14 protein-coding genes are annotated in these 13,799 nt (G+C 41.4%); 9 read left to right on the top strand and 5 right to left on the bottom strand.

The window, feature by feature from the left end; genetic code table 11:
• From hisS to QM409_RS07610, 8 genes are all read left to right on the top strand, one after another.
• A complete protein-coding gene (hisS, locus tag QM409_RS07645; protein ID WP_414305430.1) occupies positions 1 to 1,281 on the top strand; it encodes a histidine--tRNA ligase in 1,281 nt (426 codons plus the stop codon).
• A gap of 143 nt (positions 1,282 to 1,424) precedes the next feature.
• Entirely contained in the window at positions 1,425 to 1,628 is a 204-nt protein-coding gene (locus tag QM409_RS07640) for a helix-turn-helix transcriptional regulator (RefSeq protein WP_261100371.1), read from the top strand.
• The gene (locus tag QM409_RS07635) at positions 1,628 to 1,825 is read left to right on the top strand and encodes a hypothetical protein (RefSeq protein WP_414305431.1); all 198 of its coding nucleotides are present in this window, start codon (positions 1,628 to 1,630) and stop codon (positions 1,823 to 1,825) included. The genes QM409_RS07640 and QM409_RS07635 overlap by 1 nt, the downstream gene beginning before the upstream one ends.
• The gene (locus QM409_RS07630; RefSeq protein WP_414305432.1) at positions 1,822 to 2,562 is read left to right on the top strand and encodes a DUF3169 family protein; all 741 of its coding nucleotides are present in this window, start codon (positions 1,822 to 1,824) and stop codon (positions 2,560 to 2,562) included. The genes QM409_RS07635 and QM409_RS07630 overlap by 4 nt, the downstream gene beginning before the upstream one ends.
• Before the next feature lie 9 nt (positions 2,563 to 2,571).
• Positions 2,572 to 3,213, top strand: coding sequence for a lysostaphin resistance A-like protein (locus QM409_RS07625; RefSeq protein WP_414305433.1), 642 nt, complete (start codon positions 2,572 to 2,574; stop codon positions 3,211 to 3,213).
• A 17-nt stretch (positions 3,214 to 3,230) separates the two neighbouring features.
• The gene (locus tag QM409_RS07620; protein ID WP_049531883.1) at positions 3,231 to 3,461 is read left to right on the top strand and encodes a hypothetical protein; all 231 of its coding nucleotides are present in this window, start codon (positions 3,231 to 3,233) and stop codon (positions 3,459 to 3,461) included.
• 156 nt (positions 3,462 to 3,617) lie between these two features.
• On the top strand, positions 3,618 to 5,381 hold the full coding sequence (aspS, locus tag QM409_RS07615; RefSeq protein WP_414305434.1) for an aspartate--tRNA ligase: 1,764 nt from the start codon (positions 3,618 to 3,620) through the stop codon (positions 5,379 to 5,381).
• Entirely contained in the window at positions 5,359 to 6,300 is a 942-nt protein-coding gene (locus QM409_RS07610) for a YitT family protein (protein WP_000806280.1), read from the top strand. The genes aspS and QM409_RS07610 overlap by 23 nt, the downstream gene beginning before the upstream one ends.
• Before the next feature lie 29 nt (positions 6,301 to 6,329).
• On the opposite strand, the gene QM409_RS07605 is transcribed toward QM409_RS07610, so the two are convergent.
• The 5 genes from QM409_RS07605 to QM409_RS07585 all read right to left on the bottom strand — a co-directional run bounded on the left by QM409_RS07605 (position 6,330) and on the right by QM409_RS07585 (position 11,790).
• Positions 6,330 to 7,316 (bottom strand): LacI family DNA-binding transcriptional regulator, encoded by a 987-nt coding sequence (locus QM409_RS07605; RefSeq protein WP_314008098.1) that lies wholly within the window; start codon positions 7,314 to 7,316, stop codon positions 6,330 to 6,332.
• Positions 7,317 to 7,325: 9 nt separating this feature from the next.
• Positions 7,326 to 8,126 carry a DUF1189 domain-containing protein gene (locus QM409_RS07600; RefSeq protein WP_414305435.1) on the bottom strand — a complete coding sequence of 267 codons (801 nt, stop codon included), beginning with the start codon at positions 8,124 to 8,126 and terminating at the stop codon, positions 7,326 to 7,328.
• A 145-nt stretch (positions 8,127 to 8,271) separates the two neighbouring features.
• Positions 8,272 to 9,114: a sugar ABC transporter permease gene (locus QM409_RS07595; protein ID WP_020902368.1), complete on the bottom strand. Its 843-nt coding sequence runs from the start codon at positions 9,112 to 9,114 to the stop codon at positions 8,272 to 8,274.
• Between the two features lies 1 nt (position 9,115).
• Positions 9,116 to 10,408 carry a carbohydrate ABC transporter permease gene (locus QM409_RS07590; RefSeq protein ID WP_033687466.1) on the bottom strand — a complete coding sequence of 431 codons (1,293 nt, stop codon included), beginning with the start codon at positions 10,406 to 10,408 and terminating at the stop codon, positions 9,116 to 9,118.
• A 110-nt stretch (positions 10,409 to 10,518) separates the two neighbouring features.
• Positions 10,519 to 11,790, bottom strand: a complete 1,272-nt coding sequence (locus tag QM409_RS07585) for an extracellular solute-binding protein (RefSeq protein WP_004259122.1) — start codon at positions 11,788 to 11,790, stop codon at positions 10,519 to 10,521.
• Positions 11,791 to 12,268: 478 nt separating this feature from the next.
• On the opposite strand from QM409_RS07585, the gene malQ reads away from it, so the two are divergent.
• On the top strand, positions 12,269 to 13,786 hold the full coding sequence (gene malQ / locus QM409_RS07580; protein WP_070526263.1) for a 4-alpha-glucanotransferase: 1,518 nt from the start codon (positions 12,269 to 12,271) through the stop codon (positions 13,784 to 13,786).
• The last annotated feature ends 13 nt before the right edge of the window (positions 13,787 to 13,799 follow it).

Here is a 13,799-nt window from a genome sequence, read left to right as displayed (position 1 = left end):
ATGAAATTACAAAAACCAAAAGGAACGCAGGATATTTTACCTGCTGAATCTGCCAAATGGCAGTACGTTGAGGGCTTTGCCCGTGAGATTTTCAAGCGCTACAACTATGCAGAAGTGCGCACGCCTATTTTTGAGCACTACGAGGTTATCAGCCGCTCTGTCGGAGACACAACGGATATCGTAACCAAGGAAATGTACGATTTTTATGACAAGGGTGACCGCCATATCACTCTCCGTCCAGAAGGAACTGCGCCAGTTGTCCGTTCCTATGTGGAAAATAAACTCTTCGCCCCAGAAGTGCAAAAGCCAAGTAAGTTCTATTACATGGGCCCTATGTTCCGCTATGAGCGTCCACAGGCAGGTCGTTTACGCCAGTTCCACCAGATTGGTGTCGAGTGCTTTGGCTCTAGCAATCCAGCTACCGATGTAGAAACGATTGCGATGGCAGCTCACTTCCTGAAAGAAATCGGCATCCAAGGTGTCAAATTGCACCTCAACACTCTTGGAAATCCTGAGAGCCGTGCGGCCTATCGTCAAGCCTTAATTGACTATTTGACACCGCTCAAGGAGACCTTGTCTAAGGATAGCCAACGTCGTCTGGAGGAAAATCCTCTCCGTGTCTTGGACTCTAAGGAAAAAGAAGACAAGGAAGCAGTAGAGAATGCGCCTTCTATCTTGGACTTCCTTGATGAAGAAAGCCAAGCACACTTTGATGCTGTGCGTCAGATGTTGGAAAATCTTGGAGTAGACTATATCATCGATACCAATATGGTGCGTGGTCTGGACTACTACAACCACACGATTTTTGAGTTTATTACTGAGATTGAGGGCAATGACCTGACCGTCTGTGCGGGTGGTCGCTACGATGGTTTGGTTGCTTACTTTGGTGGTCCTGAGACTGCTGGCTTTGGTTTTGGACTTGGTGTAGAGCGCCTGCTTCTCATTCTTGAAAAGCAAGGTGTGGCCCTCCCTATCGAAAATGCCCTAGATGTCTATATTGCGGTCTTGGGTGAAGGAGCAAATGTCAAGGCCTTGGAGTTGGTACAGGCTCTTCGCCAACAAGGATTCAAAGCAGAGCGTGATTACCTTAACCGTAAACTAAAAGCTCAGTTCAAGTCAGCCGATGTCTTTGTGGCTAAGATCCTCATCACCCTAGGAGAGAGTGAAGTCGAAAGCGGACAAGTGACAGTCAAGAACAACCAAACCCGAGAAGAAGTGCAAGTGTCACTTGATGCTATCAGCCAAAACTTCTCAGAAATCTTTGAAAAATTAGGCTTTTAATGATAGATAAACTGGTCAGGATCTTACTCTTGACCTTTTTCTTTTGCAAAATGACAAAAATCATAAACTTTTTGACAAATATTGTTGTCAAAAAGAAAAAGATGTGTTACAATATAAGCAAGTTAAGAGAAAAGGAGAAAGGAATGCTTAAAAATCGTCTAAAAGAGCTTCGGGCTCGCGATGGTCTCAATCAAACCGAACTGGCCAAGTTAGCAGGAGTTTCCAGACAGACCATTAGCTTACTAGAACGGGACGAATACACCCCGTCCGTTGTGATTGCCTTGAAAATATCTCAGATTTTCAACGAAACAGTCGAATCGGTATTTCGCTTGGAGGAGGACGAGTGATGAACAAATATAAAGTAATCTATTATGTATTTGCCATAGCTTTATTAGTCAGCGTGTGTCTACTAATTGGAACAAATCTAGGATGGTTTGATCTCTATTACAGCGACCAATTTGTTTGGGCCTACTTTGCTCTTATCCCAGTAATTGACTGGATTGAAAAGAAATCCAAAAATCTAGCAAGTGAAAAAGGAGAATGAATATGAAAAAGAAACGTGGCTTGTTATTTTTAATTCCTTTTGTCTTGGGAGTTTTCTTGTACATGTTTGTAGATATGTTGAAGGCTGGTGCCGGATTCCACGGAATTATGTTAGATGTAAAAATCTTGACACTATGGCTATCAGCTATTTGTTTACTATTAGGTTTCGTTGGCATTGTTTTGACGTTCAATTTCTTAAAGAAAAGCAGAAAATTTCACTCCTTGTATCAAGAGGAAATAGATGATGATCTGAATGAAACCTATTATGTGCAAATGTATCGTAATCTTGAGTTTGGAACCATTACTTTTAATATTACAGGCGTAGCGATTGTATTGGCTCTTGTCATCTCAGGTAGTGAAGTAATTGTACTCGATGTAAGTCGTATAACATTTTCCCTTTCCTTTTTGGGATTAGTGCTGTATTCACACAGCCAAAAATATCTTTTTAAAACAATTGCGATTGTTCGTCAGCTTGATTTGGCATTTTTCTCTACACCAAAGGATATCTTAGAGTATTTCGATTCTTACGATGAAGGGGAGCGCAAGGCTAATTTGGAACAGAGTTTTCGAATTTTATTCCAATTAAATCAGTATGTCTTACCAATCTTATATATTTTTCTTTTTATCATTTCTTTGTTGACAGGAGAGATTCAGCTACTAGCTTTCTTGCTTGTCGGAGCCATCCATGTTTATATCAATGTGATGCAAATACCTATGGTAAAACGTTATTTCAAATAGGAGATTTATATGAAATTACTTAAAAATCTTGGCTGGTTTCTTCTAGCCCTTCTATCCTTTTTCTTTGGTTATGGCTTTATTCAGGGGCTCGCGACTACGTCGCTTGCCTTAGGCGCGTCACCTTATGCTGTTACCTTACTTTATGTGGCCTTGGCTGGAGTTTATGTGTACGGCATTTACAAATGGTATCAGAAAGGTCCTGTCCATATTGAGAAGAGCGGCTTTAACCGATTTATTTGGCTTCCTGCCTTAGTTTGGTTCTTATCTCTTGTTGTCCAGTTTTTCTTGCCAAATGATCCTTCAGTAAATCAGCAAATAGCGATAGACTTGACTTTGTCTCAACCACTTTTCTCATTCTTTGCGGTCGTTATTTTTGCTCCTTTGACGGAAGAACTTATCTTTAGAGGGATGTTAGCACGCTACCTCTTTTCTAAGCAGGACAATAGTAAACAAACTCTGATTTTTCTTCTGGTATCCAGTGTTCTGTTTGCCTTGATTCATTTCCCAGGTGATGTGCAACAATTTTTTGTCTATTTTAGCCTTGGTTTTAGTTTGGGCTTGGCTTATATTAGCAGAAAAGGTCTGGTCTACAGTATTTCTCTCCACGCTTTGAATAATTTAGTCGGCTTTTTGATGATTCTCATGCTATAATAGAGTCAGGAGGTCACATGAAACGAGTAATTTTATTAGCAGTGATTCAAGCAGTTGTTCTATTTTTCATCATTGGGGGATTAGCTTATGCCTTCAAAGGTGATTTCTTCTATAGCCATCTCGCAGTGGTCTTTGCCCCTATTGCCGGTATCTGGCGTTTTGGGACAGCTTACACAACGGAAATTGTCTTGCCTCGAAAGGCAGCTGAAATCGCTGAAAAGCGTAAAGCAGGCAACAATTCAAAATAAAAGAGTCCGGTGAAATGTTCATCGGATTTTTGTATTGGTGCTAATTTTTAATGACTTCACCTGATTTTTAAAGACTGGCAAACTTTTCTGCTGATTTTCATGAAGAGCCTGCGCTTTTATGGTAAAATAGTAACAGAATAAAAGAGGAGAGAAACAATGAAACGTAGTATGTATGCTGGTCGTGTTCGTGAGGAACACATCGGACAAGAAATGACCTTGAAAGGATGGGTTGGCCGTCGTCGTGACCTTGGTGGTTTGATTTTTATCGACCTTCGTGACCGTGAAGGAATCATGCAGTTGGTTATCAACCCTGAAAAAGTATCTGCAGAGGTCATGACAACAGCTGAAAGCCTTCGTAGCGAATTTGTCATCGAGGTGACAGGTCAGGTTGCTGCGCGTGAGCAAGCCAATGATAAGTTGCCAACTGGTACAGTTGAGTTAAATGTAACAGCTCTGACAGTGCTTAATACAGCTAAGACAACACCATTTGAGATTAAGGATGGGATTGAGGCCAATGACGATACACGTTTACGTTACCGTTACCTTGACCTTCGTCGTCCAGAAATGTTGGAAAATCTTAAACTTCGTGCTAAAGTGACCCACTCTATCCGCAACTACTTGGATGAGTTGGAGTTTATCGACGTGGAGACACCATTCCTTTCTAAGTCAACGCCAGAAGGGGCGCGTGACTATTTGGTGCCGTCTCGTGTTAATAAAGGGCATTTTTACGCTCTTCCTCAAAGTCCACAAATCACGAAACAGCTCTTGATGAATGCTGGTTTTGACCGTTACTACCAAATTGTTAAATGTTTCCGTGATGAGGACTTGCGTGGAGATCGCCAGCCTGAGTTCACTCAGGTCGACTTGGAAACGTCTTTCCTTACTGAGCAAGAAATCCAAGATATCACAGAAGGTTTGATTGCGCGCGTGATGAAGGAAACTAAAGGCATCGAAGTGACGCTTCCATTCCCTCGTATGAAATACGATGACGCTATGGCTCTTTACGGTTCTGACAAGCCAGATACCCGTTTTGACATGTTGCTTCAGGACTTGACAGAAGTGGTCAAAGGTGTAGACTTTAAAGTCTTTTCAGAAGCACCTGCTGTAAAAGCAATTGTAGTCAAAGGCGCTGCGGACAACTATTCACGTAAAGACATCGACAAGATGACGGAAGTAGCCAAACAGTACGGTGCCAAAGGTCTTGCTTGGGTCAAGGTAGTTGATGGAGAACTAAACGGACCAGTTGCCAAGTTCTTGACAGGCATCCAAGCAGAATTGACAACAGCTCTTGCTCTTGGAGAGAAGGACGTGGTTCTCTTTGTGGCGGATACGCTTGAAGTGGCCAATGCAACTCTTGGTGCCCTTCGTGGACGTATTGCCAAAGAGCTTGGTTTGATTGATAACGATAAATTTAACTTCCTTTGGGTGGTTGACTGGCCAATGTTTGAATGGTCTGAAGAAGAAGGCCGTTACATGAGTGCCCACCATCCGTTTACTCTTCCACAGGAAGAGACTACTCACGAATTAGAAGGTGATTTGGCGAAGGTTCGTGCCATTGCTTACGATATTGTCTTGAACGGTTATGAACTTGGTGGTGGTAGCCTTCGTATCAACCAAAAAGACCTTCAAGAACGTATGTTCAAGGCTCTTGGTTTCTCAGCCGAAGAAGCAAATGACCAGTTTGGTTTCCTTCTTGAAGCCATGGACTATGGTTTCCCACCACACGGTGGCTTGGCTATCGGGCTTGACCGATTTGTCATGCTCTTAGCAGGAGAAGAAAATATTCGTGAAGTTATTGCCTTCCCTAAGAACAATAAGGCAAGTGACCCAATGACACAAGCTCCTTCAACAGTAGCTCTCAAACAACTAGAGGAACTCAGCTTACAAGTAGAAGAAGATGAAACAAGCAAAACGAATTAAGCGGTGGCGCTATTATCTGCGCCGCTTTGCTCATCAGATAAAAATTTTACGTGTCTTACAAAGCATCTCTCGCGAAAAATATGATGAGAAGATTTCGGCCTCTCTGGTCTATGGATTTTTATCAGCAGTAGCGGTCAATTTCTTTTTCCAACCAGGTCATGTGTATTCGAGTGGTGCGACAGGTCTGGCACAGATTATCTCTGCCTTGAGTAATCACTGGTTTGGTTTTCATATCCCGATTTCGCTAACCTTTTACGCCATTAATTTTCCTTTGATGGTCTTGGCTTGGTATCAGATTGGGCATAAGTTCACCGTCTTTACCTTCATCACGGTATCCATGAGTTCCTTCTTTATCCAGTTTGTGCCTGTGGCGACCTTGACTGAGGATCCCATTATCAATGCCCTTTTTGGGGGTGTTGTCATGGGCTTGGGGATTGGTTTTGCTCTTCGAAACAATATCTCCAGTGGTGGGACGGATATCGTCAGCCTGACCATTCGCAAGAAAACAGGTAAGAATGTCGGTAGTATTTCTTTCTTGGTAAATGGGACGATCATGCTGATAGCAGGTTTGACCTTTGGCTGGAAATACGCCCTCTACTCTATGATTACCATCTTTGTCTCTAGCCGTGTGACAGATGCGGTCTTTACCAAGCAAAAACGCATGCAGGCCATGATTGTGACCAATCATCCAGAGAAGGTAATTGAAAAAATCCATAAAAAGTTGCACCGCGGAGCAACCATGATCCACGATGCAGAAGGAACTTATAATCACGAAAGAAAGGCAGTTTTAATCACTGTCATTACACGTGCAGAGTTTAATGAATTTAAACAGATTATGAAACAGGTGGATCCAAGCGCCTTTGTCTCTGTCTCGGAGAATGTTCATATTTTGGGACGGTTTGTTGAAACAGATAATTAGTAACTAAAAAAACCAGCGCGAGCTGGTTTTTATTTTTCGATAATTTTGTGGGCGATTAACTGGCGATAACAAATTTGTTTATTGCTTTTAGCATCGTTGATAATCTGGAGGATGGTTTCAAGAGAAACACGACCAAGTTCTAGGCTATTGATATCAACATAGGCTGCCAAGTTGAGTTTGGGATTGACTGAGTCAAAGCTGAGAACAGGGACATCCAGTTGGTGTTTTGCGATGTAATCACAGACCCCTGCAGCAAGGAGACTATCAATGGTAATAATAGCGTCAATATTTGGATCGTGTTTGAAGAGAAGTCTACTAAAGCGATAACCATTATCTTCAAGAAATTCAGTAGCAAAGTAAGTCAGATTAGTATCGAGAGGAAGTTGGTATTGTTTTAGAGCTAGCTCGTAACCTGTCAGACGGTCTTGTGTTACGAAGAGTCGCTTAGTACCTCCGATAAAGGCAATTCGCTTGCATCCTTTTTTGATGAAATACTCTGTCGCATCAAAACCAGCTTGGACATTGTCATTATCGACAAGTGGAATGAAGGGAGATAGAGATTTACCTAAGATAAGGAAAGGAAATTGCTCGTCTGCTACTAACTTAACCAAAGGGTCCTCTTCTTGGGCATAGAGGAAAATCAAACCATCTACACGCTTACCATAGACCATCTGGGAAATAGCTTTGAGTCGCTCTTTGGCGTCTTTACCTGTCGCGATCTGAATGGCGTAGTGGTTTTCAGAGGCGACTTGGGCAATACCACGGAGGACAGATGGGAAGAAAGGATTTTGGTAAAAGGCATCTGAGTCGTCAGGAAGCACCAAGCCGATAACTTGGGTATAGCTACTTACCAAGCTACGAGCATTGAGGTTGGGATGGTAATTGAGCTCCTTCATAGCCTTGCGAACACGTTTTTTCGTTTCATCGCTAATGGTTGATTTATTTTGAATAACACGGGTTACGGTTGAAGGTGAAACACCAGCAGCCTTGGCCACATCTTTAATCGTAACGGGCATAAAAATCTCCTATTTATGGTAATCTGGATCACGGAAATGTGTTTTATAAAAGATAGTGACCAGATATAGAACAAAAAGAATGTTTTGTACAGTGATGAGGGTTGTCATATTTTGGCCAAATAATCCCAAAATAAGCGTAATCAGAGTTGGCAATCCTAAACAGTTCAAGATAAAATGGTAGCACTCTTTAAAGGTTCTAAATGAAAAGAGGCGTGATTTCTTAGTGATATAAAGGAGAAGACTCGCTCCTAGAGAGATGATAAAGAAATTCAAACCAAAGAGGAAGCTTGCACCGAGAACTAGGAAGAGACTGATATAGACACGATTCTGCTGGTACCAGTCTTTAGAAATTGCTTGGGTCAAGCTGTCCTTGCTTTTGAAACTCTCAGTCTGAATGGCTTGGTAAGAGATGCGGGTCAGTTCTTTACTTTCCTTGCTGATGACTAGCTCATTCGTATCGAAATGCAGTTGCAAGTCCTTAGGTAATTCCTTGCTTTGACTTGGACCGATCACAATAGAAGGCTCTTGACTAGCTGTTCCAGTATAAGTTAATTTACCATCAACAATTGTAGCGTGTTCAGAGAGATCCTGGACAACCTTATCTGTCAATGGTTCATAGACATTATCGATAAAGGTTTCTAGCGGATAAGTCTCCTGTGAGCTGTTTTGGATGGCAATAGGTACCATAGATAAGCTGATAAGGAAGATACTGGTAAAGAGAAGCTGAAACCAGTTGAGTCCGAAACGTTTGGACAGGGGCTTACGAAATCCCCAAATACTTGAAAAATATGAAAATGGATATGGAAGCATTTGTATCTTTCTAAAAGGTGTTTTCTATATGAGTATTATTATATAGAGAAATGTACTTTATTTCAAGTCTAGGAGACAAATTGCTTGCTACAAGGATATTTTTACAGTAACAAGTTTTAAAATGAAAAAGGGTGGCGGGGATATATTATCCCTTGTCGCCACCACTTGTAAGTCCTGAAACAAAGTTCTTTTGTAGGAAGAAGAAGAGAATACAGATTGGAAGGGCGATGAGGATAGCGCCTGCTGAGAAGTAGGCAATCTTCAAGTTCTTCGCATTGCTAACGAAGGTTTGGAGACCTACGGCAACAGTAAAGTATTCTTTCTCACGAAGCAAGAAACTAGAGAGGATGTAGTCCCCGAAAGGTCCCATGAAGGCCCAGAGAGCTTGTACGGCAACCATTGGGCGAACCAGTGGAAGAACAATTTGCCAGAAGCGGCGGAAGTGTCCTGCACCGTCTAGTTTTGCAGATTCGTCTAGAGACATTGGCACTGTATCGAAGTAGCCCTTCATGAGCCAAGCATTCATTGGGATACCACCACCAACGTAGAGGAAGATGAGGAACCAGCTGTGGTTAAGGGCGTTCAACATAAGTGCCATAACGAAGAAGGCTGTCAAAGCGGCCATTGTTGGAACCATTTGGATAATCAAGAAGAAGACCAAACTTTGTTTACGAGCCAAGAAATTGTAACGGCTGTAAGCATAACCAGCAAGTACGATAATACTTGTTTGAACAGCCATAGTAATTAAGGCGATAATCAAAGTGTTGAGATACCAAGTACCGTATAGGGTTTCAGTAAAGAGTCCTTTAAAGTTATCAAAATTGAAGTCGATGTTAGTATCGAGTTTAAAGGCCGCGACGTTACCTGCTTTAAAGGCTGACATGATGGTAATCAACAGTGGATAGATAATCACGATCGATAGGCCAATCAAGTAGAGGTAAGTAAGGGTTTGAGTCAGTCTACGTTTGAGTTTAATTGAGTTATTCATCTTAGACGTCCTCCATATCAAATGCGTGTAGTTTCTTGAATGCGATCATAGAGATTGAGATGACAATGATAGAGATAATCAAGGTAACAGCTGCCGCCATTGAGTATTGAGGAGATGTACCTGTTGTCAAACGGTAGATCCATGAGATCAAGATATCGGTTGAACCAGCTCCACCTCCGACACTACCAGGTCCTCCACCATTGAAGAGGTACATGATAGAGAAGTTGTTAAAGTTGAAGGTGTATTGACTAATCAAAGTAGGTGCCGCAACAGCCAAGATCATTGGGAAAGTGATGTTGCGGAATTTTTGCCAAGCATTGGCACCGTCAATATAAGCTGCTTCGTAAAGGTCGTTAGGAATAGATTGCAAGATACCCAAGGTCAAAACGTAGATGTATGGGAATCCAAGCCAACCCTGCATCATAATCAAGGCAATCTTAGTCCAAGTTGGGTCTGTTTTCCAAGGAATAAGAGTACCATCAAGGAAAGGAAGGAATTTAGCTAAGATTGGCAATACTTGAGTGTTGATGGCTCCGACACTATCGTTAAACATATTTGAGAATGTCAAGATAGTGATGAAGGCTGGAACAGCCCAAGGAAGAAGGAAAATAACACCAAAGATACGTTTTCCTTTGATAAATGGTTGGTTAGCAATGATAGCTGTGAAGATACCGATGACGATCTGTAAAGTTGAGGCAGCTAAAGCCCAGATGATAGTCCAAGAAAGAACGGCACCAAAGGCAGAACGGAAGGTACTCAAACTCCAGATGTTCGTAAAGTTGGTCAAACCAACCCAGTCCAACAATTTGTTTGGTGGCAAGTGCTGGAAGTCATAGTTGGTAAAGGCGATCATCAAGGTTACGATAACCGGGAATATAATCGCAAAAGTCATGGCAACATAAGATGGAATGATCAAGAGGTAAGGGAAACCATTTTCATAGATTCCTTTGATCATTTCTTTAAAGGTAAGTGCTACTGGTATGCCATTGTTAATGTGTTTGGCAGTTGTATGTGCATCTTTGATATTTGCGAAATAAAAGAGTACATAAACAACTACAAAGATTAAATGGAAGGCACCACGAATCAGCATAAAGAGGGAATTATCACGACCTGGTTTGTCACCAAGAGTGATGAGATTGCTCAATTCAGGGGCTGCAAGTGCTAGGAAGTAAAGGACAAATACGATGGTTACACCAAGGAATATAAAACCTTTGGATTTTTGTTTATTGTAAATCTGTCCTAACCCAGGAATGATAGACAGCAGAGCTGCTTTACTAGGTTGTTGCTTTTCCATAATAACTCCTTTCATAGGATACTGGTTTCTAATTAAAACCTAAACTATATATGTTTTTGATTGATAAATTCAAAGGGGGATTTGATTTCCACCCCCCTTGAACAAATTTTTTATTCACCAAATTTTTGTTTGATTGTTTCTTTGATCAATGTTACAGCGTCGTTAGCAGCTGTTTTCGCATCTTTCTTACCACTTACAGCATCAAAGAGCATAGTTTTCGCTGGATCCCAAACTGCAGACATTTGAGAGATATTTGGCATTGGTTGAGCGTTCTTGAACTGTTTGATAACAGCTGTTGTCAACTCATCATTTTTACCTTCAGCATATGTACGAGCTTCAGTGTTAGCTGGGATTTCGTTAGTTGTATCGTAGAAGGCTTTTTGTTCTTCAGTTGAAACAAGGAAGTCTACAAATTTTTGAGCGCCTTCAAGGTTCTTAGTGCTTGATGGGATAATCCAAGCTTTACCACCACCGAATGCAGCATATTCTTTTCCATTTGGAAGAGTTGGGATAGTTGCAACACCGTAGTTTACTTTAGCATCTTTAAAGGCTTGAGCTTTCCAAGGTCCGTCGATGATAGCAGCTGTTTTACCTTCTTGGAATTGAGTTTGGATTAAGTTGCCAGCACCTTCAGTATCTTGCATACCTTTAGGCCATTTTTCATACCAAGATTTAGCGTAGTTGATACCTGCGATAGAACCGTCGTTTGCAAGACCGATATCTTTAGCGTCTTTACCGTTTTGTCCGAATACGTAAGCACCGTTACCAGCAAGAAGTCCATATGCATAGTAGAAGTTTGTCCAGTCAGCTAGGAAAGCAGAAGTTTTTCCATCTTCTCCAGCGAAGGCATATTTGCTATCTTTAGCAAGGTTTTCTAAGTCAGCAAAAGTTTTTGGAGCTTCTTTTACCAAGTCTTTGTTGTAGTACATAACAAGTGACTCGATAACAGCAGGAGCACCGTAAACTTTACCATCAGCAGCTGTCACAAGAGATTTAGTTTTATCATCTGTTTTAGCACCGTCGCTCAATTTCACTTCTGAGAGTTGTCCGTCAGTACCAAGGCTACCTACACGGTCGTATGGAGCCATCATAACGTCAGCAGCTTGACCTGATTGGTTGTCAAGAGAAAGTTTGTCAAGCCCACCCATTTGGTCTCCTGTTTTGATGGTAACTTTTACGCCAGCTTCTTTTTCGTAAGCTTTTGCAGCTGATTCAGCAAAGGCTTTATATTGGTCTTCAACGTAGAAAGTGAGTTCTTTCGCTTCGGATGAACCAGAATCAGCAGGTTTATCAGCAGTTTTGCTTCCGCAAGCTACCAAAAGCAAGCTAGCAAGTGTAACAGTTCCAAGCACAGCAGCGCTCTTCATGAATTTAGATGACATAGTGTATTCCTCCTAAAGAATAACAAATTTTATAATGAGGAAACGCAAACGTTTTCCTTTATGGGACTAGTATAGCACAATCGGAAAGCGGTTGCAAGTGTTTTTTGTAAAAATTTTTTAAAAAATTGTGAAAAAAAGTAAACGCTTCATCGTCATATAATAGTAGAAAATCCAAAAAATCCGTTTTGTTTTAAATTTAAAAAAGTTGAGAAAACGATTGCCTAATTTACAAATGGAAAGCAGAGAGGATTCTCACTTTATTTTTGCTTAATAAGGTAAGTGAAACCCTTATTCCTATTTTGTTTGTTTCCTGAAAGGATATATATACAAGTAAGAAGAAAAAATTTAAAAAAAATAATCAAAAAAGTTATTTAAAACCGCTTGCATTTATCAAGAAAATGAGTTATACTAGTAATAGCGCAAACGTTTGCGTTCATAAAAATGTAATATCTAACTATAAACACATGAGGTGCTTATTATGAAAAAACGTCAAAGTGGTGTGTTGATGCACATTTCTTCTCTTCCAGGGGCATACGGAATCGGATCATTTGGTAAAAGTGCTTACGACTTCGTTGATTTCTTGGTTCGCACAAAACAACGTTACTGGCAAATCCTTCCACTAGGAACAACTAGTTACGGAGACTCTCCTTACCAATCTTTCTCAGCCTTCGCAGGGAACACTCATTTTATCGATTTAGATATCTTGGTGGAACAAGGCTTGTTGCAAGCAAGTGACCTTGAAGGGGTTGACTTTGGTAGTGATGCTTCTGAAGTTGATTATGCGAAAATCTACTATGCACGTCGTCCTCTTTTAGAAAAAGCGGTAAAACGTTTCTTGGAAGTAGGAAATGTTAAAGATTTTGAGAAATTTGCTCAAGACAACCAATCATGGCTTGAACTCTTTGCAGAGTATATGGCTATCAAAGAGCATTTTGACAATCTTGCTTGGACTGAGTGGCCAGATGCAGATGCTCGTGCTCGTAAAGCTTCAGCACTTGAAAGCTACCGTGAACAATTGGCAGACAAGTTGGTTTACCACCGTGTGACTCAATACTTCTTCTTCCAACAATGGTTGAAATTGAAAGCTTACGCTAACGACAACCACATCGAAATCGTTGGGGACATGCCAATCTACGTAGCGGAAGATTCAAGCGATATGTGGGCAAATCCACATCTCTTCAAGACAGATGTCAATGGTAAGGCTACTTGCATCGCAGGATGCCCACCAGATGAATTTTCTGCAACTGGTCAGCTTTGGGGTAACCCAATCTATGACTGGGAAGCAATGGATAAAGACGGCTACAAATGGTGGATTGAACGCTTGCGTGAAAGCTTCAAAATCTACGATATCGTTCGTATCGACCACTTCCGTGGTTTCGAATCTTACTGGGAAATCCCTGCTGGTTCTGATACAGCAGCACCTGGTGAGTGGGTCAAAGGTCCTGGCTACAAGCTTTTTGCAGCCGTTAAGGAAGAGCTTGGTGAACTTAACATCATCGCAGAAGATCTTGGTTTCATGACAGACGAAGTCATCGAATTGCGTGAACGTACTGGCTTCCCAGGAATGAAGATTCTTCAATTTGCCTTCAACCCAGAAGACGAAAGCATCGATAGCCCACACTTGGCACCTGCTAACTCAGTTATGTACACAGGAACACACGATAACAATACGGTTCTTGGTTGGTACCGTAACGAGATCGATGATGCGACTCGTGAATACATGGCTCGCTACACTAACCGTAAAGAATACGAAACAGTGCCACATGCTATGCTTCGTACAGTCTTTTCATCAGTTAGCTTCATGGCAATTGCAACTATGCAAGATTTGCTAGAATTGGATGAGGCAGCTCGTATGAACTTTCCATCTACCCTTGGTGGAAACTGGTCTTGGCGTATGACTGAAGATCAATTGACGCCAGCTGTCGAGGAAGGCTTGCTTGACTTGACAACAATCTATCGCCGAATCAATGAAAATTTGGTAGAATTAAAGAAATAATACAATATCAGGA

It is taken from the genome of Streptococcus mitis (assembly GCF_047465045.1).
In the GTDB taxonomy this organism is placed as follows: Bacteria; Bacillota; Bacilli; order Lactobacillales; family Streptococcaceae; genus Streptococcus; species Streptococcus mitis_DT.
The sequence above is the reverse complement of the archived record's forward strand: the minus strand, read 5'-3'. Positions and strand labels throughout refer to the sequence as shown.

Excerpts from the sequence above, each read along its gene's own strand:
- hisS (WP_414305430.1), top strand. The coding sequence starts at position 1 with ATGAAATTACAAAAACCAAAAGGAACGCAGGATATTTTACCTGCTGAA.
- QM409_RS07640 (WP_261100371.1), top strand. The coding sequence starts at position 1,425 with ATGCTTAAAAATCGTCTAAAAGAGCTTCGGGCTCGCGATGGTCTCAAT.
- QM409_RS07635 (WP_414305431.1), top strand. The coding sequence starts at position 1,628 with ATGAACAAATATAAAGTAATCTATTATGTATTTGCCATAGCTTTATTA.
- QM409_RS07630 (WP_414305432.1), top strand. The coding sequence starts at position 1,822 with ATGAATATGAAAAAGAAACGTGGCTTGTTATTTTTAATTCCTTTTGTC.
- QM409_RS07625 (WP_414305433.1), top strand. The coding sequence starts at position 2,572 with ATGAAATTACTTAAAAATCTTGGCTGGTTTCTTCTAGCCCTTCTATCC.
- QM409_RS07620 (WP_049531883.1), top strand. The coding sequence starts at position 3,231 with ATGAAACGAGTAATTTTATTAGCAGTGATTCAAGCAGTTGTTCTATTT.
- aspS (WP_414305434.1), top strand. The coding sequence starts at position 3,618 with ATGAAACGTAGTATGTATGCTGGTCGTGTTCGTGAGGAACACATCGGA.
- QM409_RS07610 (WP_000806280.1), top strand. The coding sequence starts at position 5,359 with ATGAAACAAGCAAAACGAATTAAGCGGTGGCGCTATTATCTGCGCCGC.
- QM409_RS07605 (WP_314008098.1), bottom strand. The coding sequence starts at position 7,316 with ATGCCCGTTACGATTAAAGATGTGGCCAAGGCTGCTGGTGTTTCACCT.
- QM409_RS07600 (WP_414305435.1), bottom strand. The coding sequence starts at position 8,126 with ATGCTTCCATATCCATTTTCATATTTTTCAAGTATTTGGGGATTTCGT.
- QM409_RS07595 (WP_020902368.1), bottom strand. The coding sequence starts at position 9,114 with ATGAATAACTCAATTAAACTCAAACGTAGACTGACTCAAACCCTTACT.
- QM409_RS07590 (WP_033687466.1), bottom strand. The coding sequence starts at position 10,408 with ATGGAAAAGCAACAACCTAGTAAAGCAGCTCTGCTGTCTATCATTCCT.
- QM409_RS07585 (WP_004259122.1), bottom strand. The coding sequence starts at position 11,790 with ATGTCATCTAAATTCATGAAGAGCGCTGCTGTGCTTGGAACTGTTACA.
- malQ (WP_070526263.1), top strand. The coding sequence starts at position 12,269 with ATGAAAAAACGTCAAAGTGGTGTGTTGATGCACATTTCTTCTCTTCCA.